Here is a 23,722-nt window from a genome sequence, read left to right on the forward strand (position 1 = left end):
GGACCGTCCACCACCGCGCCTCCCCGCACCGGGACCCCACCCTCAGGCGCCGCCAGGGCATCCGCAACACCCTGTGGTTCACCTGGCTCCGGCGGCCCTGGCCCACCGCGCTGCGCCGGACCGTGCGGCTGGCCGCCACCGTGCCCCGGGCCGCCGCCTCGGCGCGCGCCTTCGCCGAAGCCGCCGGCGGGCTGCCGTGGGTGCTGCGGGAGCGGCGCCCGCTGCCCCGGGAGGTCGAGAGGCGGCTGAAACCGCTCGACGGCCCCCAGCGCACCTCGACCGCCCGCCGCTACCGCGGCTGAACCACCCGGGGCACAGGACGCACCTCGCACGCGACCGGCAGGGCGCAGGTGATCAGCAGGACTCACCGGGTCGGACTCAAGGAATCAGCAGGGTCTTGATCATCCCGTCCTGCTTGGTCTGGAAGGTCCGGTACGCCTGCGGCGCCTCCTCCAGCGGGAGTTGGTGCGTCGCGAAGCCCTCCACCCCCAGCGGGTCGCCGTCGTCGAGCATCGGCATCAGGTCGTCCACCCACCGCCGGACGTTCGCCTGGCCCATCCTCAGCTGGATCTGCTTGTCGAACATCGTCAGCATCGGCACCGGGTCCGTCATGCCGCCGTAGACGCCGACCACGGAGACCGTACCGCCGCGGCGCACGGCGTCGACCGCCGTGGTGAACGCCGCCATCCGGTCCATGCCCACATGCTCCATCAGCCGCTCGGCCAGGGCGTCCGGCAGCAGCCCGACGAACTGCTGCGCCGCCTTGGTCCCCGGGGCGCCGTGGGCTTCCATCCCCACGGCTTCGATGACCGCGTCCGTGCCCCGGCCCTCGGTGAGCCGGCGGACCTCTTCCCCGACGTCCTTGCCGAACTCGTTCAGATCCAGGGTGTGCACACCGTGGGCCGCCGCCCGGATCAGCCGCTCGGGCACCAGGTCCACGCCGATGACCTGCCCGGCGCCCCGGTGCAGGGCGATCCGGGCCGCCATCTCGCCGATCGGGCCAAGACCCAGCACGGTGACGCTTCCACCGGGGGGAATGTCCGCGTAGACGACGGCCTGCCAGGCCGTGGGCAGGACGTCGGAGAGGTAGACGAACCGCTCGTCCGGCGGGCCGTGCGGCACCTTGATCGGCAGGGTGTCACCGAACGGCACCCGCAGGTACTCCGCCTGACCTCCCGGCACCTCTCCGTAGAGCTTGGTGTAGCCGAAGAGGGCCGCGCCCATTCCGCGGTGGCGCACCTGCGTGGTCTCGCACTGAGAGTGCAGCCCCTGCTCGCACATCCAGCAGGTGCCGCACGAGACGTTGAACGGCACCACCACCCGGTCGCCCGCGGACACCGTGGCGACCTGCGAGCCCACCTCCTCGACGATCCCCATCGGCTCATGTCCCAGGATGTCGCCCGGCTCCAGGAAGGGCCCCAGGACCTCGTAGAGATGCAGGTCGGAACCGCAGATACCGGTGGACGTGACCTTCACGATGACGTCGGTCGGCTCGGTGATCTGCGGATCGGGGACGGTCTCGACGCGCACGTCCCGCTTGCCGTGCCATGTCAGTGCCCGCATGGACTCCTCCTGTCGCCTCCTGCCCGGCGCCGCGGGCGTTCGGCTTGGCGGGTAACCCCGAGCGCGCCGGGGAAACCCGGCCGATCGCGACGGTGTGCCGGTTTCCCCCGGCCGCACCCGGGAACCCGGCTGGGCACACAGGCATCGGACGCATGTGCCGGCGGCAGGCGGGACGGGGGCCCGCCGGAAGGAGAGCGGTCATGGCTCACAACCCCGATCCCGACCCCTGGGACACCCCCGGACTGGAGCCCGGCGGCGGTGTGCCGCCCGGCGAGACCCCGCCGGGCGAGTCGAGCATGTCCGGGGCGGGGCCCGAGGAGATCCCGCACAACCCCGCCAAGGGCTGGGCCGCCGGGCCCACGCTCCTCATCGTCGTCCTCTCGCTGCTCTTCGTGGTCTTCTTCGTGGCCTTCGCCGTGGCGCTGTGGTGAGCCGCTGTCGTGGTGAGCCGCCGTCGCAGTGAACGCTGCCGCAGTGAACCGCGGTCGCAGTGAGCCGCCGCGTCAGAGTTTGCGGGTGTCGCGGGGCTCGACGTACGGCTCCTCGCCCGGTGGGTGGCCGGTCTCGATGGCGCGGCCACGCTCGATCTCGGCGTTGAACTCCAGGCCGAGCAGGATCGCGAGATTGGAGATCCACAGCCAGACCAGGAAGACGATGACCGCGGCCATGCTGCCGTACGTCCTGTCGTAGCCGGCGAAGCTCGCCACGTACAGCGCGAAGACGGTGGAGGCCACCATCCAGATGAGCACGGCGAGCACACTGCCGGGGGTGACCCAGCGGAAGCCGTGTCTGACGTTCGGACTGGCCCAGTGCAGCACGGCGATGACCAGGCTGAACAGGAAGACCAGCACCGGCCACTTGGCGAAGTTCCACGCCGTGATCCCCGCGTCGCCCACGCCCAGGACCTCCCCGGTCTTGCGGGCCAGGTTGCCGGTGAAGACCACGCCCACCGCGATGAGGGCCAGCAGCACCACGACGACGAGGGTGATGGCGAGCCGGATGGGCAGCGTCTTCCACACCGGCCGGCCCTCGCCGATGTCGTAGACGGCGTTCGAGGCGCGCATGAAGGCCGCGATGTAGGCCGAGGCGGACCACAGGGCGACCACGATGCCGACGACCAGCGCGAACCCTGCCCGGCCCTGGTTGCGCTCCAACTGCTCCAGCATGCTGGTGAGCGTGGAGCGGGCCGCCCCGGGAGCCAGGTCGCCGAGGTTGTCGATCAGCGGCCTGATGCTGGAGCTGCCCAGCAGGCCCAGGATCGACATCAGCACCAGCAGGGCCGGGAAGAGCGACAGCACACCGTAGTAGGTCAGGGCGGCGGCCCAGTCGGTCAGGCCATCGTCCTTGAACTCCTTGACGGTCCGTTTGAGCACCGCCCACCAGGAGCGCTTGAGCAGATCCGTCGGCTTCTCGGCCGGTGGCCGTGCATCGGCCTGTGACCCGTCCTGCGCCCCGTTCTGCGAATCGCCCTGCGCCCCGTTCTGCGAATCGCCCTGCGCCCCGTTCTGCGAATCGCCCTGCGAATCGCTCTCCACCTCGTCACCCTCGGGCTCGTCCGCTTCGCGTGGCATGGTCGGCACCTCCTCGTCCTTCCAGCATCTGCCTGACGGGCGAGGCGGACCACTTGTGCGCATACCGCTCGACATTGGCCGGTGTATGCCTCATCCACGCATGGGAACAGGCCGATTTGCCGGTGCGCCCGCTCCTCGGCGCCGCCCCGAGCGGACGCCGGGGCAGCCGTGCGGCGCCCGCACCCCCCGGGCTTCACCCAGGTGGGCGGCCGATCACCAGGACGGGCCACGTCTCGACGCACCCGCGGAGGCGGTGTCAACACCGCATGTCGCGGCATATGCGCATCTTGGTGACACGGCTAGCTTTCTCCTCGCCCCGACGCCTGGTCAGGGAAAACGAGAAAACTTCGCGAGAGAGGCTGGTCGATGAAGAACAGAAGAGAAGTGCTGAGGGCGGCAGGCGCCATCGCCGGAGCCGCCGCCGTCACGGCCGTGGGCAGCGGGGCGGCGACCGCCGCACCCAGATCCGCGGTGAGACAGCCCAGACGGGTGCTCAGCTCGGTGGGGACACGGCTCAACACCTTCCGCGACGCGTCGGGCAAGGTGACCGTTTCGGTCTTCTCCCACCACGGAAACCCCGCCCAGCAGCACTGGATCAACGAGACCGTGCTCGTCGGCGACGGCGACATGATCGCCATCGGCGGCGGCGCCCGGGCGACGGACACCGGCAACGGCGCGCTGCTGACCGCCTCCCACCCCACCGACGACCTCTCGGGCTGGACCGTCAGCTCCAAGGACCACATCGACCCCCAGGCGCATGAGCTGGAGACCTACGTCATCGGCATGAAGATCGCCGGGATGAGCCGCGACCAGCTGCTGCGCTCGGTGTACGTCTCCCGCGCGGACAGCGGCACGGCCCCGCATCCGGAGGCCGAGGCCGGCATCCCCTCGTCCAACGACTACGTGCTCGTCGGCGGCGGCTTCCGGGTGGACTGGCACGGTTCGGGCAACCTCGGCACGGCCTCCTTCCCCGCCACCGAGACCTCCTGGAAGGTGCGGTCGAAGGACCACATCGTCTCCGACCCGGCCAACATCCGCGCGTACGCCATCGCGCTGCGCCGGTACCTGCCGGTCGGCACCGTCCTGAACAGCTTCTCCCGGGCCGACTCCGGGCAGTCCCCGCACCCCGCCGCGGTGGCGTCGGTGCAGCAGGGATACGCGCTCACGGGCGGCGGCGCCGAGGTGCACTGGCGCGGCGCGGGCAACCTGCTGTGGTGCCTGGAACCGGCCACCACCCAGACCCCCAGCTTCAGTGCGGCCTCCAAGGACCACCACATATCGGACCCGGCCACGATCACCGCCTGGGCCCTCGGCATCCGCATCGTGTGACCCGGCGGCCGCGGCTCGGCACACCGCCACCGCACGGCTGATCGCCGGACGGCCGGGGCGTCCACCGGAAGTGGACGCCCCGGCCGCCGCTCAGCGCCCGGCGGGGCGCTCAGCGCGGCGCGTAGCGCACGGTGCCGAAGGGCCAGCTGGTGGCGAGCCACTCGGACACCGCGTCGTACAGCACCTTGTCGAGCTCGGCGCGGTCGGCCCGCACCCAGGAGCGGACATCGGTGACACCCGCTTCGGTACGGGAGGGGTAGATGTACAGACAGCCCAGCACCTCGCCTTCGGCCACCGGGTCGAGCACGGTGTAGGTGAAGCCGGTGCGCTCCCGGAAGTCGGCCGCGTGGCGCTCCAGGTCGCGGAGGTTGTCAGCCGCGGACATACCGCCGGGCGGCGGCCAGTCCCGGCCCTCGAAACCGGGCGTGGACCGGATGTGCTCGATCCCCGCGGTCCAGGCGGCGAGATCGGCGGTGTTGTGCTGCGGGCCCAGCGGCTCCAGCCGGAACCCGGGGGTGACCAGCTCCTCGGGCACGGCGAAGTCGGCAGGGACCAATGGCGCGTTCGACATGGACCGAGGCTACGGGAGCCCGCCGGTCGGAGGGGCGCCGGCCTGAGGGCCGCTGGTCTGGGAGCCACCGTCCTGGGAGGCACCGTCCGGGGCAGCGAGGACGGCGCCGGTGGCCTCCAGCGCGTCGGAGACCGGCTGGAAGAAGGTCTCGCCGCCCCGCGTGCAGTCGCCGCTGCCGCCGGAGGTGAGACCGACGGCCGCGTCGCCGGAGAACATCGCGCCGCCGCTGTCGCCCGGCTCCGCGCACACGTCCGTCTGGATGAGGCCGTTCACGATGTCGCCGTTGCCGTAGTTGACCGTGGCGTCGAGCCCGGTGACCGTCCCCTGGCTCCGGCCGGTGGTGCTGCCGCTGCGCTGCACCTCCATGCCCACCGCGGCCTCGGCGACCCGGGTGATCTCCTGGGTGCCGCCGTCCTGGAGGTCGACGCTGCCGGAGGCCCCGGCGGCGGGGTCGTCATACGTCACCAGCGCGAAGTCACTGCCCGGGAAGCGGGATTCGCGCGTGGTGCCCAGCGGCCGCAACCCCTGCTGGTCGCTGGTCCAGCTCCGGGCGATATTGCCGCAGTGCCCGGCGGTCAGGAACGCCGGAGCTCCGTCGACGGTGACGTTGAAGCCGAGCGAGCAGCGGGACCCGCCGCCGAATATCGCGTCGCCGCCGTTGACGCCGCCGTCCGTGTCGAAGGCCCGGAACTCGCCACCGGACCGCCGCACGGACACCAGGCCGCCCATCCGCTCCAGGTCGCGGGTCCAGGCGCGCAGCCGCTGACCCGTCACCGTCCTGTCGGCGAGCACCCGCACCTTGTTGGTCCGCGGGTCGATGGACCAGGCGGTGCCGGGCGGCGCCGCCGAGGCGCGCAACGCGCGGGTGGTGGAGCGCAGTTCGGCCATGCTGTGCCGCACGGTCCTGGCCACGGCCCCGGTCTCCCGGACCCGCCGGGCGGCGCTCTCCTCCGTCACGTTCACCACCAGCCGCCGGCTGCGGCCGTCGTAGTACCAGCCCGCGGCGTCCGCGCCCAGATCGGACGCGAGGGTGGTGCCGAGCCGCGTCGCGGACCGGGCGGTGAAGGCCCGCACGGCGGACTTCTCGTCCGGGCTCGCGTTGGCGTCCGGGAGCAGGATCGCCGCCGCCAGGAGGGCGGTTCCGGCGGCCGCCGCCATCACAGTCGTCCGCTTGTTCACTCGTCGGTGGCTCAACTCACACAACCTCCGGTCGGGGGAGCGCAGCGAAGCCGACCGGAGCCGGGCTCGGCCCCTTCGGCGTTCCGCTGCGCGCTGGCCACCCATTGGTACGAGCTGCGCGCACCCCTGGCTCGGGACCACTCAAGGTGTGATGAATTCCGCCACCCGGGGCTTCCCGGGGGGTAGGGTCGCCCGGCCCCCGACGGCAGCCCATCGGACCCCCTTAGGGGGTGTCCGCTACTCCTCGATGGCCCCGCCGACGCGCCGCAGGTGCTGCCGGAAGGTGTAGGACGGATCGGCGGCGCGACGCGCCAGGAAGTCGTCGAAGGCGGTCTGCTGGCGCAGCGTCCGCCCTTTCTCGATCCCGCGCGCCTGTTCGCGCTCGGTCCGCCGGATCCGCTCCGCCGTGGCCAGCACTTCCTCGGCGCGTCCGGCCGCGACGAACAGCACGCCGTCCGCGTCGCCGAAGACGAGGTCCTCCGCGCTCACCAGGTGCGGTCCGAACCGGGCGGCCGTCAGCGCCTCGGCCTCCCGCTCGTCCAGCCGCACCGGCCCGGCCGGGCAGCTGCCGTAGCTGAAAACGGGCAGGCCGATCTCGGCCAGCTCCGGCGTGTCCCGGTGCAGTCCCCACACCACCAGCCCCGTCAGACCCGAGGCCCGGGCCTCCAGTACGGCCAGATCGCCGACGCACGCCTCGTCCAGCCGCCCACCGTTGTCGATGACCAGTACGTCACCGGGGTCGGCGCTGCCGAACGCCTCCAGGAACACGTCCACGCTGCCGTAGTGCCGCGCGGGCAGGGCTCGTCCGGCGATCCGCTGCCCGGCCAGGACCGGGCGGATGCCGGGCGGCGCGACGCGCAGTGGCACCTCCAACCGGACGCAGGCATCGGCCAGCAGCGGCGTGGACAGGTCGGCGAAGGTCTCCAGCACGGCATCCCCCTGGCTCGAAGAGTCCCGTCGCCGTCGCCGGCCCGGGTGCCGGGCCGGCGCGGCGGACGGCTCTGTGATCGTAACCGCGGACGCGGCGCCCGGGGCCGGATCCGGTTCAGCCGGCCGCGGTGAGCAGCGACTCGGCGATGGCCGTACGGGCGTAGAGCACCGAGCGGCCCGCCCGGTGCGCGCTGACCATGCCGGCGTCGCGGAGCGCGGTCAGCTGCTGCGACACGCCGGCCGCCGAGATCCCGGTCCGGCCGGCGAGTTCGGTGGTGGAGGCGGGGGCGTCCAGCTCGGTCAGCAGCCGGGTCCGGGAGCGCCCCAGGACGGCGGCGATGGCCTCGGCCCGGGGCACCGGGCGGGTCTCCCACAGGGTGCCGATGCCCCGGGCGGGGTAGGCCAGCTGCGGTGGCTCGGGCGCCCGCGACCAGGTGAGCACCTGCCGGGCGAAGACCGAGGGGACCAGCAGCAGCCCCGCCCCGGTCGACTCCCGGGACAGGCAGCAGTGGCCCTGGACCATCCGGAGGGTGTTGTCGTCCCAGCTCACGGTGGCGTGCAGATCGTTGAGCAGATGCCCCGCGCCGTACTCGGCGGCCTGCCGGGAGCGGTGGAAGACCTCGGCCTCCAGCACCGTCCGGATCCTGGCCCAGTAGGGGGCGAGGGCCAGCTCCCAGTACGTCTCGATCTCCTCGGCGACCCGGGCCAGCCGGGACGGCGGATCGGCGCGCAGCGCCTGGCAGCGGGGTGTGGTGCTGCCCAGCTTGTCGAGATCGTCCGCCACCAGGCCGTCCGGAGTGGCGCGGATGGCGGCCAGCTCCGCGTCGAGCGTCGGCGCCGGCTCGGCGGGGAGGGGGTTGAGGAAGTCGCAGAGATAGCCGCGCGGCGGGATCAGTTCGGCGAGCCAGCCGGAGTCCAGTCCGGCGGCGGCCACCCGCGGCCGGACCTGGTCCACCCAGTTCCGGTGCACCGGGTGCGCGGAGCCGGAGGCCAGGACGCGGAAGCTGGTGACCACCTCCCACATCGGGGAGACCGCGAAGCGGGTGAGCGCCAGATCGCCTGCGGAGAAGGCCAGTTCGGTGGGCACAAAACCTCCGGGGTGCGGTGGATTAAGACTGTCCTTAATCAATGGCGGCCACCATAGCGCCGGACGCAGCATTCCAGCCATGCTCTCCACCTTCAGCGGGCTGCCCCGCACCGCCTGGATCGTCTTCGCCGGGACCGTGGTCAACCGACTCGGCTACCTGGTCACTCCCTTCCTCGTCTACTACCTCGGCTCGCGTTCCATTCCCACCTCGCAGGTCCCCTACATCCTGGGCGCGTTGGGCGCGGGAAACCTGATCGGACCGGTGCTCGGCGGGGTGCTCGCCGACCGGGTGGGCCGGCGGCCCACCATGGTGGCCGGGCTCGTCGGCACCGCCGCCGGGCAGGGCCTGCTCTTCGCCGCGCCGGGCGTCGTCACCCTCGCGCTCGCGGCCGTCCTCCTCAGCGGCGCGGGCAGCATGGTCGGCCCGGCGGCGGGCGCGCTGCTCACCGACAGCGTCGGTGCCGACCGGCGCCGGGCGGCGTTCTCGCTGTTCCACTGGGCGGTCAACATCGGCACCGCGGCGGCCGGAGTGCTCGGCGGCTTCCTGGCGGAGCACGGCTACTGGCTGCTGTTCGCCGTGGACGTGGCCACCTCGCTCGGGTACGCCGTGATCGCCGCGACCCTGCTCCCCGGCGGGCGCGGCACCCGGCCCGCCACCACCGGCGCCACCCGGCCGGGCAACGGAGCCGGTTACGGCGTGGTGTTCCGGGACCCGCTGATGAGAGCGCTGCTGCCGCTGTTCTACATCGCCCTGGTGATCTACACGTTCACCGAGGTCGCACTCCCGCTGGCCATCCGCGACGACGGTCTGCCCGCCACCACGCTGGGTCTGATGGCCACCCTCAACGCCGCGCTGGTCGTGGTCCTCCAGCCGGTCGCCACCACCGTGCTGGCCCGACTCGGCCAGATCCCCGTCTACATGGCCGGCAGCGCCCTGGTCGCCATCGGTGTGGCGCTCACCGGCATCGCCGACGACGCCTGGAGCTACGCCGCGAGCGTGGCGCTGTGGTCGGTGGGCGAGGCGGTCGTCGGCGGAATCGCCGGTTCGATCGTCGCCGGCCTCGCGCCGGAGGACGCCCGGGGTCGCTACCAGGGCAGCTACCAGTGGACCTGGGGCATCGCCCGGTTCACCGCGCTGGGCCTGGGGACCACCGTGTACGCCACCGTCGGACCGGCCGTCCTGTGGTGGTTCAGCGCGATAGCCGGAGTGGCCGCCGCGCTCGCCATCGGCGCGCTCGCTCCCGCCCTCGCCCGCCGCACCGCCGCCTCCGAGCAGCCCGCCACGACGCCCGCCGAGGTCGATCCCGCGCCGGTGCCGGCCGAGACCGAGCCCGCGGCGGCGGTCGGCGAGAACGTACGGTGATCCCATGCGCATTCGAGAAGTCGACCCCCGGGACACCACCTGGGAACAGGACCACGCCGAGTACCGGGCCTGCTTCTGGGACAAGCCCACCATGACCTCCCACGAGTACGAGGTGTCGGGCGCCGACGTGGAGGACGTGCTCGCCTGGACGCGCGCCAAGGCCGAGGAAGAGGGGTGGGCGTACACCCTCTACGCGAAGGTCGTAGGGGAAGGGCCGGGGCTCGTGCGCCTCAGCGGGGTGGCGGGAGATCCCTTCCGGTAGCCCGGCGGCGAGAGCCGGTCCTCCGGCCGCGGGAGCCGATCTTGCGGCGGGGGGCCGGCGCGCCGGAGGGGATCGGTCCGAGTCCAACCACCCAAGACCGATCCATTACCTGTTCAAGTGGCTGCCTTTGTACGGTCTTTGGCGTCGATTTAATCTGTCACGCAGGGGTAATGCGCTGGTAAAGTGCCAGTCGCGGCCGTCCTGCAGCATGAGCCGCAGCGGCGTGGCGCCCTCCGGGGGCGCGGTCCCCGGCATGTCGCCGCCCGCCGATACCTGTTGACCGACCCGACCACACCGCGCCCCGGCAGCACGCCGCAGCGGCGCAGGAGGCAGGCCATCATGAAGTCCCTGATCGACAACGCGCGTTCCTTCTCAGCCACGCATGTGGCCGACCCCCGGCATGCCGAGAGCTTCCGTTCCCTGGAGGCCGGGCAGTCCCCGGAAGTCCTCTTCATCACCTGCTCGGACTCGCGTGTCGTCCCCGCTCTGTTCACCGGGGCACGCCCGGGCGAACTCTTCGAACTGCGCACCGCGGGGAACATCGTCCCTGTGTACCCCGGTGACGACCGCCCCACCGGTGAGGCGGCCACCATCGAGTACGCGGTGCGCGTGCTCGGCGTCCGCGACATCGTCGTCTGCGGACACTCCCACTGCGGCGCGGTGGGCGCCGTCGTCCGCGGTGACGACCTCGACGCCGTACCCGCCGTCCGCGGCTGGCTGGAACACGCCGTGCCGCCGCACGCCTCCGTCCGCTCCGTCACCGCGGACCCCATCGACGTCGCCGAGGCCGTACAGGCCCACGCCGTCGCGCAGTTGGAGACGCTGCGCGGCTACCCCTGCGTCAGGGAGCGGATGGACCAAGGCACGCTCGCCCTGCACGCCTGGTACTACGAGGTGCACACCGGAGTGGTCTCGGTCCACCGACCCGAAGAGGGCGACCTGGCGTTCGGAGCCCTGTGAACCGGCCTGATACGAAGACCGAGAGATCCTCACCCATGTTTTCCGCGTTCTCCGCTTTCAAGAGCCCGGCCGTCCTGCGTCAGGACGCGCTCGCCTCGATCGTCGTCTTCCTCGTGGCCCTGCCGCTGTGCGTCGGCGTGGCCGTGGCGTCGGGCGTGCCCGCCGAACTCGGCCTGATCACCGGCATCGTCGGCGGTCTGGTCGTCGGCTGCATGCCCGGCAGCACCATGCAGGTCAGCGGGCCCGCCGCCGGCCTGACGGTGCTCGTCTTCGAGGCCGTCCGGGAGTTCGGCCTGAGCATGCTCGGTGCCATCGTGCTGGTCACCGGAGCGCTCCAGGTCGCCCTCGGCCTCCTGCGGTTCGGCCGCTGGTTCCGGGCCATCTCCGTCTCCGTCGTCCAGGGCATGCTGGCCGGCATCGGACTGGTGCTCATCTTCGGCCAGCTCTACACCATGGCCGGGGTGAAACAGCCACGCTCGGGCCTGGACAAGATCTTCGGCATCCCGGGGCTGATCGAGTCCATCGCCACCAGCCGCGCCGCGCTGACCGCCTTCGCGGTGGGCCTCGGCACCATCGTCGTGCTCGTCGGGTGGAAGAAGCTGCCCGCCAAGGTGCAGCTGGTCCCCGCCCCGCTGGCCGCGGTGGCGCTCGCCACGGCCGTCACGGCGGCCGGTGGTCTGGACGTCGCCAACGTCGAGGTGCGCGGCCTGGTCGACGCCATCCAGCCGCCCGCGCTGAACGACCTCACCTCGCTGGGCGATGTCGCCGTTCTCGGCACGGTCCTCGCCTTCACCCTCATCGCCTCGGCCGAATCGCTGTTCAGCGCCGCGGCGGTGGACCGTATGCACGACGGCCCGCGCACCCACTACGACAAGGAACTGGTCGCCCAGGGCGTGGGCAACACGCTCTGCGGCGTGCTCGGGGCGCTGCCGATGACCGCGGTGATCGTCCGCAGCTCCGCCAACGTGCAGGCGGGCGCCCGCACCGAGGTCTCCCGCATCCTGCACGGACTGTGGCTGCTGCTGTTCACCGTGCTGCTGCCGGCGGCGATCGGGATCATCCCGCTCGCGGCCCTGGCCGGTGTGCTGGTGCACGCGGGCTGCAAGCTGATCCCCGTCAAGGACATCGGCCCGCTGTGGCGCGATCACCGGGGAGAGGCCGTCGTCCTCGCCGTCACCTCCGTCGCCATCGTGACGACCAGCATGTTCGAGGGCGTGGTGCTGGGCCTGGTGCTGGCCGTGGTGAAGTCGGCCTGGGAGACCTCGCACATTCACCTCAGCACCCGTGAACTCACCGGCGGCAGGCTGGTGGTGACGCTCACCGGCAACGCCACCTTCCTCCGGCTGCCGCGCATCCTGGAGACGCTGGAAGCCCTGCCGAAGGACCGGCCCATCGAGCTCGACCTGTCCGCCGTCCGGCATCTGGATCACGCCTGTCGCGCCGCCCTGGAGAACTGGGCCGCCCGGCACAACGACAGCGGTATCGAGCCGGTGTTGATGCGGGAGTGTGCCGGGGAGGACGAGGAGACCGCCTCACCGGTGCCGGTGGCCGGCTGACCGGAGATCCAGGCACCACACAAGGGGCTGCCCGTAGGCGAACGGCCGCGGGCAGCCCCGGCGTGCCCGTGCGCGCGCACCGGCAGCCGCCGAGGGCATCCCGCCACGCCCCTTCCGGACTGGCTTGATTGACACCACATCACTTGGTGATCCATTGACACTTCATTGACCATCGCTTTACCGTTTTGGGTGGCGGGACAAAGCCAGTCTTCGTCACATTTCCCTTATTCCGGAGGTTTGCCATGGAACAGCTGATCAAGAAGATGGCGCAGGACCAGGTCTGGCAGCGCTGGGTCGCCGCCAACTCCGCCCAGGGTGCGAAGGACGGCTGCATCAGCGCGTCCCCGAAGGCCGGTTGCATAAGCGTGGCGGGCAAGACCGGCTGCATCTCCTGACCGGACGCTCCACCGCCTGACCGGAGTGGGCCGGCCACGGCCGGGCACCGCGGCGAGCCGACCGGCCCACTCCGGCCCCGCCCCGTGCCGCACCTACGGGGCGTGAAGCTTCTTCCAGGACAACCGAGGGTGGCAATGCACGGTCAGCCGACGGCCGACATCATCGACCGCGTACGGGACATTCCGATCTACCGCACCTCAGTCGAGCGGGGACACTTCCCCATACTCGAGAAACCCGAGATAGCCCGCGGCTTTCCCGACAACTGGATGACCCCGGGACTCGCCAGGGCGCTGGAGACCGGCGAGGCGGAGTACGTGCTCTCCACCGGCACCAACCACGCCCGGATGCGGCTCATCCGGCCCCCGTACTTCCTGCTCCACTCCTACTACCGGCTCTGGAGCGAGCACCCCGACATCGCCGACACCTGGCGGCAGGGCTGCCGGCGGGTCTCACTGACCACGGTGCTGGCCACCGAGCACGTGGCCCGGGTCAACGCCGGCAAGCGCGGGTCCGAACCCGAGGCGGTCCCCTCCCTCGACGAGCGCAGGCTGGACGACCGCACCCTCTACCTCAATCTGCGGCTCGACCCGGCGGGGTGGGAGCGCGCGGAGGTCGAGCGGATGCTGGCCGAGATCCGCGCCGTCTGCCAGGAGCATCCGCAGGGCCGCTACCACCTGGACTGCTCCGGTTACCACCTGGCCCACCTGGTACGGAAGGTGGACGAGTGGGACCTGTGGGACGCCTTCCCGCGGCCCGCCAGCATCATCCACGCCTACGAGTACACCCCGCGGGGCGTACGGCGGTATCTGCGCGAGCACTTCGACTGCCCGGTCATCGACCTCTTCGGCAGCACCGAGCTGGGCTATCTGTACTACAGCGACCGCGACGGCCGGTACCGGCCCTACCTGGACCGGATGAGCGTCGAGCTGATCCCCGTGGAGCCCGGAAGCGAGATCCACAGCCTCATCGTCACCAGCGTCCGCAACCCCTACATGCCGCTGGTCCGGTACCGCTCGGGCGACTGCGTGCGCACCCTGGACGGCACGCCCGACCCGGAGAAGATCGCCGCCTTCTGCGGCCGCGAGAAGGAGCTGCTCGGCTCGGACCGCGGTCCCGTGGCACAGGCGGACCTCGACGAGAGGATCAGCGCCGTCTCCTCCCGGGTCTTCCTCCACCAACTGCGGCTCACCGGTGCGAAGGACTGCCGCCTGAGCCACACCACCTTCGACGGTGAACCGCTGGACGCCACGGAGACCACCGCCCTGGAGCAGGCCGTCGGCGATCTGACCGGACGCCGCTGCCGCCTTGACCACCGCGCGCACATCCCCATCGGACCGTCCGGCAAGTACACCTGGCTCACCACCGACCCGAAGACCCCCACCGCACGACGGGACCACCCATGACCGCACAGACCACCCAGCCGCGCCTCACCCCCGAGGAGCTGAAGGACCTCCTCGGCGACCGCCTCCACGACGAGGTGGTGCGGTACGCCACCGGCAGGACCGGGGCGGAGCGCGACCACGTCGAGCGCCAGGTCCTCGAATGCCTCCGCTACCTCTACCTCGTCTCCCGCCACCGCGAACAGCTCGGCGGCCTCTTCCTCCCCGTCGAGCAGGAGATCGACGAGATCTGGCACTACCTCATCCTCCAGACGCGCGAGTACCGCGAGCTGTGCGAGGAGCGCCTGCCGGGGCGATTCTTCATCCACCACCGCAGCATCGCCTACGAGACCTACCAGGAAGAGCCGGGCCGCGAGCAGGTGATAGAGGAGGCGCTGCGCTGGATACCCCTGTACCGCGCCGCGTTCGGGCCCTTCGACGAGGGCGTGCTGCCGCACTGGACCATCGTCCGCTTCCTGCACGAGCGGATGGACATGTCCCTCGCCGAGATCTCCGCGCTCGAACCGCTCACGGCCGCATAAGGGTCTCCGGAGTACCGGAGACCGAACAGAAGGGACGGCCATGGGCGCTGCGCCGGCCGGGCAGACCACGCACGGCACCGCGGAGCCGACCGCGCCACCCGAGCAGAGACGCATCCTGACCGTCCTGGTGATCTCCCAGATCCTCAGCGGCGCCGGGATGGCCGCGGGCATCACCGTGGGGGCGCTGCTCGCCGAGGAGATGCTCGGCTCCACCAGCCTCGCCGGCCTGCCGACCGCCCTGTTCACCGCCGGAGCCGCGCTGGGCGCCATCGCCATCGGCCGCCTCTCCCAGCGCTGGGGCCGCCGGCCCGGACTGGCCCTCGGCTATGCCACGGCGGCCGCCGGCAGCCTCGGTGTCGTCGTGGCGGCCGCCGCGGACAGCGTGCCGCTGCTCTTCCTCACTCTCGTCGTCTACGGCGCGGGCACCGCCACCAACCTGCTCGCCCGGTACGCGGGCGCCGACCTGGCCCCGCCCACCCGGCGGGGCCGGGCGGTGAGCACGGTCCTGCTCGCCACCACCTTCGGCGCGGTCGTCGGCCCCAACCTCGTGGACGTCACCGGGGACGTCGCCGCAGCCTGGGGCATCCCGCGCCTCGCCGGCCCGTTCCTGCTGGCCACCGTCGCCTACACGGCGGCCGGGATCGTGCTGGCCGGCTGGCTGCGCCCCGACCCGCTGCGCCGGGCCCGCGAGCTGGCGGGCGAGGAGACGGCGGCCCCGGCCGCGAGCCCGGCCGCGGCCCCGGCCTGTGAACCGGACGCACCGGACAGCCGCGGCGGCGCCGGCCTCGTCACGGGCGCGGCGGTGATGATCACCGGGCAGCTGGTGATGATCGCCATCATGACGATGACGCCGGTCCACATGACCGACCAAGGCCACGGCACCCAGGCGGCCGGTCTGGTCATCGCCCTCCATGTGGGCGCGATGTTCCTGCCCTCGCCGCTGACCGGCCTGCTGGTCGACCGGATCGGCCGGCTGCGGGTGGCCGCGGCGTCCGGAGTGGTCCTGCCGGCCGCCGGCGTCCTCGCCGCCCTCTCCCCGCCGCACAGCACCCCCCTCCTCGCCACGGCCCTCGTCCTGCTCGGCATCGGCTGGAACATGGGCCTGGTCAGCGGCACCGCCCTCATCACCGACGCGGTGCCGCTGGCCACCCGGGCCTCCACCCAGGGCCTGGTCGACGTCGGCATGGCGATCGCCGGCACCACCGGCGGCATGGTCTCCGGCCTGGTCGTCGCGGGCAGCGACTACCCGGTCCTGGCCGCGGGCGGCGGCATCCTCGCGCTGGCGGTCATCCCCCTCGTCTCCCTCACCACGCGCCCCAGGCCCGCGTGACCGCGTTTCACCGTGGGTGAGGTCCGGTGACGACGAGGCCGGGGCCGGGTGACGACGAGACCGGGGGCCGGTGGCGAGGGAGGCCGGGTCGGGGTCCGTTTCCCTTGGGAGAGCAGGGGAACCCGCCCGGCATGACGGATATCGGATACACGATGATGACGGAACAGGCCGGGCCCCGGCAGTTGGTCCGGGACGTCCAGCGTGCCGAGGACGCCGGCTTCGACTTCTCCGTGGCCTCCGACCACTACTTCCCCTGGCTGGACTCCCAGGGGCACGCCCCCAACGTCTGGGCGGTGCTCGGGGCAGCGGCCCAGGCGACCTCCCGCATCCCGCTGATGACCTATGTGACCTGCCCGACGATGCGCTATCACCCGGCCCTCGTCGCCCAGCAGGCCTCGACCGTCCAACTGCTCGCCGAGGGCAGGTTCCGGCTCGGCCTCGGGTCCGGGGAGAACCTCAACGAGCATGTCATCGGCGGTGGTTGGCCGCCCGCCGACGTCCGCCAGGAGATGCTGGAGGAGGCGATCGTCATCATCCGGGAGCTGTTCGCCGGCGGATACGTCAACCACCGTGGCCCGCACTACGACGTGGAGTCGGCGAAACTGTGGGACCTGCCGGACAGGCCGCCCCCGATCGGCGTCGCGGTCTCCGGGGCGCAGTCCTGCGCACTCGCCGGACGGCTGGCCGACCTGGTGATCGCGGTGGAGCCGGACGCCGAGCTGCTGAACGCCTTCGACCGGCACGGCGGTTCGGGCAAGCCCCGGGTCGGACAGCTCCCCTTGGCCTACGACACCGATCGGGAGGCGGCGGTACGGCGCGCGCACGAGCAGTTCCGCTGGTTCGGCGGAGGCTGGAAGGTCAACTCCGAGCTCCCCGGCCCCAGCGCCTTCGCCTCCGCCACCACGTATGTGCGCCCGGACGACGTGGCGGACTCCATCCCCTGCGGCGATGACGTGGACGCGGTGGTGGATGCCGTGCGCGCCTTCTCGGACGCGGGCTTCACCCAGGTGGCCCTGGTCCAGATCGGCGGGGAGCACCAGGCGCCGTTCTTCGACTGGGCGGAACGCAAACTGCTGCCCGCGCTCAGCGGGGTTTGACGCTTTCGGTGAGAAAAGCGCGGCACGGGACGGAACCCATCCCTTCACCCTGCCCTCTATCAGGGCGAAGGTCATTCAATCGTCCTGATTCGGAAGAAAAGCCATGAAGCGCACACACCGCCTCGCTGTCGCCGCCACCCTCACCGCCGCCCTCCTCACCGGTGGCGCCGCGACCGCGATGGCCGCCACCGCCGCCCCGGCCAAGCCCGCGACGCAGGCGAAGGTCCACACGAAGGTTCAGCCGAAGGCCAAGGCCGCCATCACCGCCAAGCCGTCGGTGAGCGCCGTCCGCGCCTGGCAGGAGTTCCGGATCACCGGCAAGGCCACCGGTATCCCGGCGGCGAGCAAGGCCGCCCTCCAGCAGAAGCAGCGCGGCAAGTGGGTCACCCTGCCCGCCACCACCGTCATCAACAAGGGCGGCGGCTACTCGCTGCGTGCCAAGCTCGGGATGAAGGGCAAGAACGAGCTGCGCGTCGTCAGCGGCGCCACCGCCTCGGCCGCCTTCGCCGTGACGGTGCGCTGACCGCTCGACGGTGCGCTGACCGCTCGCCGTTCCGGGGCGCGGTCTGGGATCGTCGCGCGGGCCGCTCCCTCCGGTCCGCGCGACGATCTCCACGCGACGATCCCCTTCAGCGGCCGCCTCGGGCCGGCGTTCGCGTCCCCGGGGTCAGGGTCGCGGCCGGGGCGGGAGGCGGCCGGCTCCCGCCCGGACGCCCGGCCTGCCGGTCACGGCCGATGCGCCGTGATTCTCGAGTCCGTGGCATGCGCGTATCTCACCTGCTCCACTCGTACGACTCGTCGTCCTCCCATCCGGCGTCGCGTTCGTCGTCGCTGAGGAGGTCGTTCACCTCGTCCTGGGTAAGGAGTTCACGCGTCTCGTCCATGGCTCCATGATGCAGAGCCCACACCCCATCGAGGCGCGGATGCCTCGGTCCCGGGCCGACCAATTGCCCCGTGTAGACGGCTTGTTGAGCCGAACGAGTGATGTGACGCTGGGCCGGTCGCCCACCCCCCCCGCCGGGACCCGTCCGCCCCGACCCGTCCTGGCGTGTGGGTCCGCTAGTACATCTGTACTACAGTGGTGGGTTCAGTGAGACCGGAGGACCGACATGCCCGACCAGCCCGCCGCCAAGCGGCGGCGCGACCCGCGGCGGCGGGTCGCGGAGATCACCGCCGCCACCGAGCGCGTCATCGCCGCACGCGGCATCGAGGGGCTGACCCACCGGGCGGTCGCCGAGGAGGCCGGCGTCCCGCTGGGCGCGACGACGTACCACTTCGCGACCAAGGACGACCTCATCCACGCCGCGCTGAGCCGCGCCGTCGACGCTTACGCCGCCTACCTGGAGGACTGGGTCGCCCGGCGCCCCGGGCTCACCCCCGAACAGCTCACCGTCCTGCTCACCGACGTCCTGATGGGCGTCTTCGGCCCCCAACGCGACCAGCAGACGGTGCAGCTGGAGCTGTTCGTGGCCGCGCTGCGCCGCCCGGCCCTGCGGCCGATCGCCGACCGGGACGTCGAGCTGACCACCAACGCGCTGCGCGCCTATGTGGACCAGGACACCGCCGAGGCCGCCGGAGCCGCCATGCTCGGGCTCACCCTGCGCGGCCTCGCCGCCGGAGAGCCCCCCACCCGCGGCCAGGTGGAATCCACCCTGCGCCGCATCCTCATCCCCAACCCGGCGCTGCGGCAGGCATGACCGGCGACCACCCGCGCGGCTCCACCCTCACCGGTCCGCTTCCGCACGGTCGCCTCGAGGACGATCAGCCGCTGCCGGGGAAGCGGACGGCGCCGCCGTGCGGCGGCCGGCCGACCTGCCGGAGGAGGAGCGGCGGGAGACCGCGACCCCGGCCAGACAGAGCGCGCCGCCGGCCAGGGTGAGCGCGCCGGGGATCTCGTCCAGGGCGACCCAGGACATCACCACCACCAGCATCGGCACCGCGTAGGTGGTGGCGCCCATCCTGCCCGCCGTGGTGCGGGACAGGGCGAAAGCCCAGGTGGTGAAGGCGATGGCGGTCGGAAAGACCCCCAGGTAGACCATGTTGAGGGTCGCCGGCAGCGGGGCCCGCGCCGCCTCCCGCACCAGGACACCGGTGAAGGGCAGGCACGCGACGGCGCCGGTCAGGCAGCCGAAGAAGGTCACCTGCAGCGCACTGGCGTGCCGGAGCGCGGACTTCTGAGCCACCACACCCGTGGCATACGACAACGCCGCCAGCAGGCACAGCACCACGCCGAGCACCGAGGCCCCTCCCGACCCGGACATCGAGAACCCGACGACCACCGCACCCGAGAAGGACACCGCCATGCCCGCGAACAACGCCGGCGGCAGCCCCTCGCCCAGCAACCGGCTGCCCAGCAGGGCGATGAGGATCGGCCCGATGTTCGTCAGCATGGCGGCCGTGCCGGCGTCCACCTCCCGTTCGCCCCAGTTGAGCACCACCATGTACGCGCCGAACCACAGCACCCCGGAGCAGAGGATGCCCGGCCACGCCGCCCGGGGCGGCCACCCCTCGCGCCGGACCAGGACGAGCGCCCCCAGCACCACGGAACCGGCGGCGATGCGCCCCAGCGCCAGGGCGCCGGGGGAGTACGCGGTCCCCACGCTGCGTATGGAGACGAAGGCCGAGGCCCACAGCGCCACCGACACCACGGCCGCCCCCAGGGCGGCCCCATTCCTCGAACGGACACCGTCCGGCAAGATCGTCATGGGCAGACCGTACGGGGCGGAATCTTCGGCGCGCACCGAATAATGGCGGGCGCGGGTGCGATGGCGGTGGACCGGTGAGTCGGTGGGGCGGCGCCGTGGCGACGCGCGGTCACCGCAGCGGAAGACTCAGTCGCGTGGCCGCGCTGTCGAAGGACATCGTGGCGTGCGCCGGGTTCCGGGACAGGTAGAGCGGGTCGGCGCCGTCGATGACGAGGGCCAGCCGGTGCCCGGCGGGCAGCTCGTAGCCGGTGGCGAAGAGTTCGAGCTCGACCGGGCGCGGCGCGTGCGGGCGGTGGCGGGCGAACGAGTACGGCGCATGCGTGATCAGCTTGCCGATGCCCGAGGGGCCGACGTCGTAGAGATAGGCGATGAACGTGCCGCGCGACGCGGACGGGGTCACCACGGTCCGCAGGCGGGGGATGCCGCGCAGGTGCTGGGTCCGGCCGGCCGGGGCGGTCCGCCAGACCGCCGCGGCCCGTCGCGGGAGCAGCGCGGGCAGGCTGATGGGGGGTAGCCCGAGCCCCTGGTCGAGCGCCCCGGAGAGGATGATCACGCCGCCGTTGGCGCCGGAATCCCGGCGGGCGTGGATGAGGGGATGCGCGCCGGCCGATGGCCCCAGGGCAGGGGACAGCCACCGCGAGGTGGCCGCCCGCCAGCTCGGGTAGTGCTCCTCGGGATGGCGGGGAAACCGCCCGCGGGGCTGCAGGACGACCGACGGCCCGCCGCCGCCCTTCCGCGGTCCGCCCAGGTGCCGGCTCAGCCACTGGTAGGCGCTCGTCCACGACGCGGTCGGCAGCCCGGTCAGCGCGAGACCCTCCGCGACCCCGTGGTCGCCCGGGCGGAATTCCAGGCGGTTGTCCCCGCGGAGGCGGCCGAAGAAGCGGATGACCTGGTTCGGCGGCTGGAGCCCATCGGACCAGGTCTGCGCCAGCAGCACCCGCGTACCGTGGGCGTTGAGCCGGTCGGTATAGGTCATGGGCGACCGCACCCGCATCCACTCGCGCAGGAAGGGGGTCGGCTCCGGGCTGCCGAAGTAGTCCGCCATGGCCCTGCGCAGATCGGGGCTCGGCCGCGCCTCCAGGCGTGCGATCGTGGACTGGAAGAGCGACATCTGCAGCCGGCGCGTGCCGCCTCCGACGAACGTCTCCAGGGTGTCCGCCCAGCCGGCCATGGCCGCTACCGCCCGCACCCTGGAGTCCGCGGCGGCGGCCAGCAGACTGACGCCCGCCCCGTACGACACGCCGCACATCCCGACCCGGCGCGGGTCGGCCCCGGTGTGACGCAACGCCCAGGAGATCACCTTCGACGCGTCCGCCACATCGGTGGGCCCGGCCATGCCGAACACCCCGCCCGAGCCGAGCAGTCCGCGCTCCTCGTAGGCGACCACGTCGTATCCGGCAGCCGCCCAGCGCGAGGCGATGACGGCCATGGTGCCGACCGGGAACAGCAGGGGACCGGGCACGACGATCAGCGCGTGCGGTCCCGGGCCCGCTCCCCGGTACACCTCGGCCTTCAGCCGCACTCCGGGATCCACCGCGATCCGGGCGACCGACGGCAGTATCGCGCCGCCGGGCTTCGCCGCCGGCCCGGCGGCGGGGGTGGCGACCGCCGTCGCGACGACCAGGACCACGGCCCAGACGACGACCAGGACACGCATGGCCGCACTCATGCGCCGGTGTCCTCGGGCATGGATCCTCCTCGCTCCCGGCAGAGGTGACGGGCCGTGCGGGCGGCCCTGACACCAGCATCGCCGAGGATGGCCGGACGGCACGCCGACGAGCCCCTCGCTAGCCCGGGCGGGTGGTCACCGGGCGATCGAGAGGACGATCTTCCCGGTGGTCCGGCCGGTCTCCCCGAGCCGGTGGGCCGCGGCGGCGTCCTCCAGGGGGAAGACCGCGTCGGCGATCACACGCAGCCGGCCGTCCTCGACCAGGGCGCTGATCTCGCGCAGCCCCGCCTGGTCGGGCTCCACGAGCATGAACACCGCGCGCACCCCGGCCGCTTCGGCCTCGGCGGCGGGGAAGGTGTGATCCGGCGGCAGGATCGACACCAGGGTGCCGCCGGGGCGCAGGGTGCGCAGGGAGCGCGCCCAGTTCGGGCCGCCGATGGAGTCCAGGACCACGTCCACGTCCCGGAGCGCCTCGGCGAAGTCCTGGGTGCGGTAGTCGATGAGCTCGTCCGCGCCGAGCGAGCGCAGCAGGTCGTGCTTGGCGGCGCCGGCGGTGCCGATGACGTAGGCGCCGCGGGCCTTGGCGATCTGCACGGCCAGATGGCCGACTCCGCCGGCGGCCGCGTGGATCAGGACACGCTGCCCGGGCCGGACGCCCGCGGTGTCGACCAGCGCCTGCCAGGCGGTGAGGGAGGCCAGCGGGAGGGCCCCGGCCCGGATGTGGTCCAGGCCCTGGGGGAGCGGGGCGAAGTGGCGGGCCGGGGCGGTGACGTACTCGGCGTAGGCGGCGGCCGGATACGGGAAGCGCGGCATCCCGAAGACCGCGTCGCCGGGCCGGAAGACGGTCACCCCGTCACCGACCGCCTCGACCACGCCGGAGACGTCGTAGCCCAGGGTGAACGGGGGCGTCTCGCCGGTGGCGAACGCGCCACGAGCGCGGGTCTTCCAGTCGGCCGGGTTCACCCCCGCGGCGTGCACGCGGACCAGGATCTCGCCCCGGCCCGGCTCCGGGCGGCTGGTCTCGATGACCTTCAGGACCTCCGGGGGGCCTGCGATGTCCTGGGAGACGGCGCGCATCGTGGTCGGGGACGGGGTGGCGGCGGCCTGGGCCATGCTGACGTTCTCTCTTCCGGGGTGCTTTTTCTGGTGGTTCGTGCCGGTTGCTCGGCACGTCCTCAGCCTGCCGGTGCCGCACGCCCCCCAGTAGTGGCCTCCTGGTCATGGCCTGAAAGGATCCGGCCATGCACCACGTCGGCGTTCTGGCCCTGGACGGTGTCGTCCCCTTCGAGCTCGGCATCCCCGCCCGCATCTTCGGCGCCGCCCGAGACAGCGAGGGCCGCCCGCTCTACTCCGTGACCACCTGCGGCCTGGACGGCGGCCCGGTGCGCGCCGAGGCCGACTACGAGCTCGCCGTCACCCGCGACGCCTCCCTGCTGGCCACCGTCGACACCGTCGTCATCCCGCCCTCCCACGCCCTCGGCCCGATCCGGGAGGAGGGGCGCCTGCCCGAGCCGCTGCGCGAGGCCCTGGCCGCCATCCGCCCCGGCACCCGGATGGTGGCGATCTGCACCGCCACCTACGTCCTGGCCGCCGCCGGTCTCCTCGACCACCGGCCGGCCACCACCCACTGGCGCGAAGCCGGCCGGCTGCAGCGGATGTTCACCACCGTCCGCATCGACCCCGACGTGCTCTTCGTCGACGACGGCGACGTCCTCACCTCGGCCGGGGTGGCCGCCGGGATCGACCTGTGCCTGCACATCGTCCGCCGCGACCACGGCAGCCGGATCGCCAACGAGGTGGCCCGCTCCTGTGTCGTACCGCCCTGGCGCGACGGCGGCCAGGCCCAGTACATCCAGCGGCCCGTCCCCGACCCCGAGGCACCGGGCACCGCTCCCACCCAGGCCTGGGCGATGGAACGCCTCGCCGAGCCGCTCACCCTGGCCGACCTGGCCGGGCACGCCAAGATGAGCGTGCGCACCTTCACCCGCCGCTTCCGCGACGAGGTCGGCACCAGCCCGGGCCAGTGGCTCACCCGGCAACGCGTCGACCTGGCACGCCACTTCCTGGAAACCACCGACTGGCCGGTCGACCTCGTCGCCCACCGCGCCGGTTTCGGCACCGGTGTCTCGCTGCGGCAGCACCTGCACGCCGCCATCGGGGTCACTCCGCAGGCGTACCGCCGCACCTTCCGCCCCGCGCCCATGGGGGGCTGAGCGCACGGGAGCGGCCGCCG

The 23,722-nt window shown here is 72.6% G+C and carries 23 protein-coding genes and 1 pseudogene; 15 read left to right on the plus strand and 9 right to left on the minus strand.

Annotation, left to right across the window (positions count from 1 at the left end):
- Positions 1–2: 2 nt before the first annotated feature.
- A pseudogene (locus AC4BDD_RS28930) lies at positions 3–302 on the plus strand (glycosyltransferase family 2 protein); the annotation flags it as partial.
- 76 nt (positions 303–378) lie between these two features.
- Here AC4BDD_RS28930 and AC4BDD_RS28935 read toward each other — a convergent pair.
- On the minus strand, positions 379–1,563 hold the full coding sequence (locus AC4BDD_RS28935) for a zinc-dependent alcohol dehydrogenase (RefSeq protein ID WP_490688419.1): 1,185 nt from the start codon (positions 1,561–1,563) through the stop codon (positions 379–381).
- Between the two features lie 200 nt (positions 1,564–1,763).
- Between AC4BDD_RS28935 and AC4BDD_RS28940 the strand changes: the two genes are divergently transcribed.
- Complete coding sequence (locus AC4BDD_RS28940) at positions 1,764–1,994, plus strand: DUF6480 family protein (RefSeq protein WP_490688420.1); 231 nt, start codon at positions 1,764–1,766, stop codon at positions 1,992–1,994.
- 72 nt (positions 1,995–2,066) lie between these two features.
- Here AC4BDD_RS28940 and AC4BDD_RS28945 read toward each other — a convergent pair whose 3' ends face one another.
- Complete coding sequence (locus AC4BDD_RS28945) at positions 2,067–3,134, minus strand: YihY/virulence factor BrkB family protein (protein ID WP_490688421.1); 1,068 nt, start codon at positions 3,132–3,134, stop codon at positions 2,067–2,069.
- Positions 3,135–3,500: 366 nt separating this feature from the next.
- On the opposite strand from AC4BDD_RS28945, the gene AC4BDD_RS28950 reads away from it, so the two are divergent.
- Complete coding sequence (locus AC4BDD_RS28950; protein WP_490688422.1) at positions 3,501–4,463, plus strand: hypothetical protein; 963 nt, start codon at positions 3,501–3,503, stop codon at positions 4,461–4,463.
- 109 nt (positions 4,464–4,572) lie between these two features.
- Here the strand turns inward: AC4BDD_RS28950 and AC4BDD_RS28955 are convergent, their stop codons facing one another.
- The 4 genes from AC4BDD_RS28955 to AC4BDD_RS28970 form a co-directional block, all read right to left on the minus strand.
- Positions 4,573–5,034, minus strand: a complete 462-nt coding sequence (locus AC4BDD_RS28955; RefSeq protein WP_490688423.1) for a GNAT family N-acetyltransferase — start codon at positions 5,032–5,034, stop codon at positions 4,573–4,575.
- Positions 5,035–5,043: 9 nt separating this feature from the next.
- Positions 5,044–6,228, minus strand: coding sequence for a S1 family peptidase (locus AC4BDD_RS28960; protein ID WP_490688424.1), 1,185 nt, complete (start codon positions 6,226–6,228; stop codon positions 5,044–5,046).
- Between the two features lie 222 nt (positions 6,229–6,450).
- Positions 6,451–7,143 (minus strand): RraA family protein, encoded by a 693-nt coding sequence (locus tag AC4BDD_RS28965; protein ID WP_490688425.1) that lies wholly within the window; start codon positions 7,141–7,143, stop codon positions 6,451–6,453.
- Positions 7,144–7,258: 115 nt separating this feature from the next.
- Positions 7,259–8,230 carry an ArsR/SmtB family transcription factor gene (locus tag AC4BDD_RS28970; protein WP_490688426.1) on the minus strand — a complete coding sequence of 324 codons (972 nt, stop codon included), beginning with the start codon at positions 8,228–8,230 and terminating at the stop codon, positions 7,259–7,261.
- Positions 8,231–8,309: 79 nt separating this feature from the next.
- Between AC4BDD_RS28970 and AC4BDD_RS28975 the strand changes: the two genes are divergently transcribed.
- From AC4BDD_RS28975 to AC4BDD_RS29025, 11 genes are all read left to right on the plus strand, one after another.
- Positions 8,310–9,593: an MFS transporter gene (locus tag AC4BDD_RS28975; RefSeq protein ID WP_490688427.1), complete on the plus strand. Its 1,284-nt coding sequence runs from the start codon at positions 8,310–8,312 to the stop codon at positions 9,591–9,593.
- 4 nt (positions 9,594–9,597) lie between these two features.
- The gene (locus AC4BDD_RS28980; RefSeq protein ID WP_490688428.1) at positions 9,598–9,855 is read left to right on the plus strand and encodes a hypothetical protein; all 258 of its coding nucleotides are present in this window, start codon (positions 9,598–9,600) and stop codon (positions 9,853–9,855) included.
- Between the two features lie 339 nt (positions 9,856–10,194).
- Positions 10,195–10,815, plus strand: a complete 621-nt coding sequence (locus AC4BDD_RS28985; RefSeq protein WP_490688429.1) for a carbonic anhydrase — start codon at positions 10,195–10,197, stop codon at positions 10,813–10,815.
- 35 nt (positions 10,816–10,850) lie between these two features.
- Complete coding sequence (locus tag AC4BDD_RS28990) at positions 10,851–12,371, plus strand: SulP family inorganic anion transporter (RefSeq protein ID WP_490688430.1); 1,521 nt, start codon at positions 10,851–10,853, stop codon at positions 12,369–12,371.
- Between the two features lie 242 nt (positions 12,372–12,613).
- The gene (locus tag AC4BDD_RS28995; RefSeq protein WP_490688431.1) at positions 12,614–12,766 is read left to right on the plus strand and encodes a hypothetical protein; all 153 of its coding nucleotides are present in this window, start codon (positions 12,614–12,616) and stop codon (positions 12,764–12,766) included.
- A 135-nt stretch (positions 12,767–12,901) separates the two neighbouring features.
- Positions 12,902–14,170 (plus strand): hypothetical protein, encoded by a 1,269-nt coding sequence (locus AC4BDD_RS29000; RefSeq protein WP_490691972.1) that lies wholly within the window; start codon positions 12,902–12,904, stop codon positions 14,168–14,170.
- Positions 14,167–14,688, plus strand: a complete 522-nt coding sequence (locus AC4BDD_RS29005; protein WP_490688432.1) for a glycine-rich domain-containing protein — start codon at positions 14,167–14,169, stop codon at positions 14,686–14,688. Before AC4BDD_RS29000 ends, AC4BDD_RS29005 begins: the two co-directional genes overlap by 4 nt.
- A gap of 40 nt (positions 14,689–14,728) precedes the next feature.
- Positions 14,729–16,018, plus strand: coding sequence for an MFS transporter (locus AC4BDD_RS29010; RefSeq protein WP_490688433.1), 1,290 nt, complete (start codon positions 14,729–14,731; stop codon positions 16,016–16,018).
- 131 nt (positions 16,019–16,149) lie between these two features.
- A complete protein-coding gene (locus tag AC4BDD_RS29015) occupies positions 16,150–17,115 on the plus strand; it encodes an LLM class F420-dependent oxidoreductase (protein WP_490688434.1) in 966 nt (321 codons plus the stop codon).
- A gap of 103 nt (positions 17,116–17,218) precedes the next feature.
- On the plus strand, positions 17,219–17,638 hold the full coding sequence (locus AC4BDD_RS29020) for a hypothetical protein (RefSeq protein ID WP_490688435.1): 420 nt from the start codon (positions 17,219–17,221) through the stop codon (positions 17,636–17,638).
- 586 nt (positions 17,639–18,224) lie between these two features.
- Complete coding sequence (locus AC4BDD_RS29025) at positions 18,225–18,812, plus strand: TetR/AcrR family transcriptional regulator (RefSeq protein WP_490688436.1); 588 nt, start codon at positions 18,225–18,227, stop codon at positions 18,810–18,812.
- Positions 18,813–18,839: 27 nt separating this feature from the next.
- Here the strand turns inward: AC4BDD_RS29025 and AC4BDD_RS29030 are convergent, their stop codons facing one another.
- The 3 genes from AC4BDD_RS29030 to AC4BDD_RS29040 all read right to left on the minus strand — a co-directional run bounded on the left by AC4BDD_RS29030 (position 18,840) and on the right by AC4BDD_RS29040 (position 22,602).
- Positions 18,840–19,820 carry a DMT family transporter gene (locus AC4BDD_RS29030; protein ID WP_490688437.1) on the minus strand — a complete coding sequence of 327 codons (981 nt, stop codon included), beginning with the start codon at positions 19,818–19,820 and terminating at the stop codon, positions 18,840–18,842.
- A 109-nt stretch (positions 19,821–19,929) separates the two neighbouring features.
- Entirely contained in the window at positions 19,930–21,489 is a 1,560-nt protein-coding gene (locus AC4BDD_RS29035) for a CocE/NonD family hydrolase (RefSeq protein WP_490688438.1), read from the minus strand.
- A 135-nt stretch (positions 21,490–21,624) separates the two neighbouring features.
- Entirely contained in the window at positions 21,625–22,602 is a 978-nt protein-coding gene (locus AC4BDD_RS29040) for an NADP-dependent oxidoreductase (protein WP_490688439.1), read from the minus strand.
- A 128-nt stretch (positions 22,603–22,730) separates the two neighbouring features.
- Here AC4BDD_RS29040 and AC4BDD_RS29045 point away from each other — a divergent pair, with 128 nt between their 5' ends.
- Positions 22,731–23,702: a GlxA family transcriptional regulator gene (locus tag AC4BDD_RS29045; protein WP_490688440.1), complete on the plus strand. Its 972-nt coding sequence runs from the start codon at positions 22,731–22,733 to the stop codon at positions 23,700–23,702.
- Positions 23,703–23,722: the final 20 nt, after the last annotated feature.

Source organism: Streptomyces sp. JLBT605 (assembly GCF_058215555.1).

Excerpts from the sequence above, each read along its gene's own strand:
- AC4BDD_RS28935 (WP_490688419.1), bottom strand. The coding sequence starts at position 1,563 with ATGCGGGCACTGACATGGCACGGCAAGCGGGACGTGCGCGTCGAGACC.
- AC4BDD_RS28940 (WP_490688420.1), top strand. The coding sequence starts at position 1,764 with ATGGCTCACAACCCCGATCCCGACCCCTGGGACACCCCCGGACTGGAG.
- AC4BDD_RS28945 (WP_490688421.1), bottom strand. The coding sequence starts at position 3,134 with ATGCCACGCGAAGCGGACGAGCCCGAGGGTGACGAGGTGGAGAGCGAT.
- AC4BDD_RS28950 (WP_490688422.1), top strand. The coding sequence starts at position 3,501 with ATGAAGAACAGAAGAGAAGTGCTGAGGGCGGCAGGCGCCATCGCCGGA.
- AC4BDD_RS28955 (WP_490688423.1), bottom strand. The coding sequence starts at position 5,034 with ATGTCGAACGCGCCATTGGTCCCTGCCGACTTCGCCGTGCCCGAGGAG.
- AC4BDD_RS28975 (WP_490688427.1), top strand. The coding sequence starts at position 8,310 with ATGCTCTCCACCTTCAGCGGGCTGCCCCGCACCGCCTGGATCGTCTTC.
- AC4BDD_RS28980 (WP_490688428.1), top strand. The coding sequence starts at position 9,598 with ATGCGCATTCGAGAAGTCGACCCCCGGGACACCACCTGGGAACAGGAC.
- AC4BDD_RS28985 (WP_490688429.1), top strand. The coding sequence starts at position 10,195 with ATGAAGTCCCTGATCGACAACGCGCGTTCCTTCTCAGCCACGCATGTG.
- AC4BDD_RS28990 (WP_490688430.1), top strand. The coding sequence starts at position 10,851 with ATGTTTTCCGCGTTCTCCGCTTTCAAGAGCCCGGCCGTCCTGCGTCAG.
- AC4BDD_RS28995 (WP_490688431.1), top strand. The coding sequence starts at position 12,614 with ATGGAACAGCTGATCAAGAAGATGGCGCAGGACCAGGTCTGGCAGCGC.
- AC4BDD_RS29000 (WP_490691972.1), top strand. The coding sequence starts at position 12,902 with ATGCACGGTCAGCCGACGGCCGACATCATCGACCGCGTACGGGACATT.
- AC4BDD_RS29005 (WP_490688432.1), top strand. The coding sequence starts at position 14,167 with ATGACCGCACAGACCACCCAGCCGCGCCTCACCCCCGAGGAGCTGAAG.
- AC4BDD_RS29010 (WP_490688433.1), top strand. The coding sequence starts at position 14,729 with ATGGGCGCTGCGCCGGCCGGGCAGACCACGCACGGCACCGCGGAGCCG.
- AC4BDD_RS29015 (WP_490688434.1), top strand. The coding sequence starts at position 16,150 with ATGACGGATATCGGATACACGATGATGACGGAACAGGCCGGGCCCCGG.
- AC4BDD_RS29020 (WP_490688435.1), top strand. The coding sequence starts at position 17,219 with ATGAAGCGCACACACCGCCTCGCTGTCGCCGCCACCCTCACCGCCGCC.
- AC4BDD_RS29025 (WP_490688436.1), top strand. The coding sequence starts at position 18,225 with ATGCCCGACCAGCCCGCCGCCAAGCGGCGGCGCGACCCGCGGCGGCGG.
- AC4BDD_RS29030 (WP_490688437.1), bottom strand. The coding sequence starts at position 19,820 with ATGACGATCTTGCCGGACGGTGTCCGTTCGAGGAATGGGGCCGCCCTG.
- AC4BDD_RS29035 (WP_490688438.1), bottom strand. The coding sequence starts at position 21,489 with ATGAGTGCGGCCATGCGTGTCCTGGTCGTCGTCTGGGCCGTGGTCCTG.
- AC4BDD_RS29040 (WP_490688439.1), bottom strand. The coding sequence starts at position 22,602 with ATGGCCCAGGCCGCCGCCACCCCGTCCCCGACCACGATGCGCGCCGTC.
- AC4BDD_RS29045 (WP_490688440.1), top strand. The coding sequence starts at position 22,731 with ATGCACCACGTCGGCGTTCTGGCCCTGGACGGTGTCGTCCCCTTCGAG.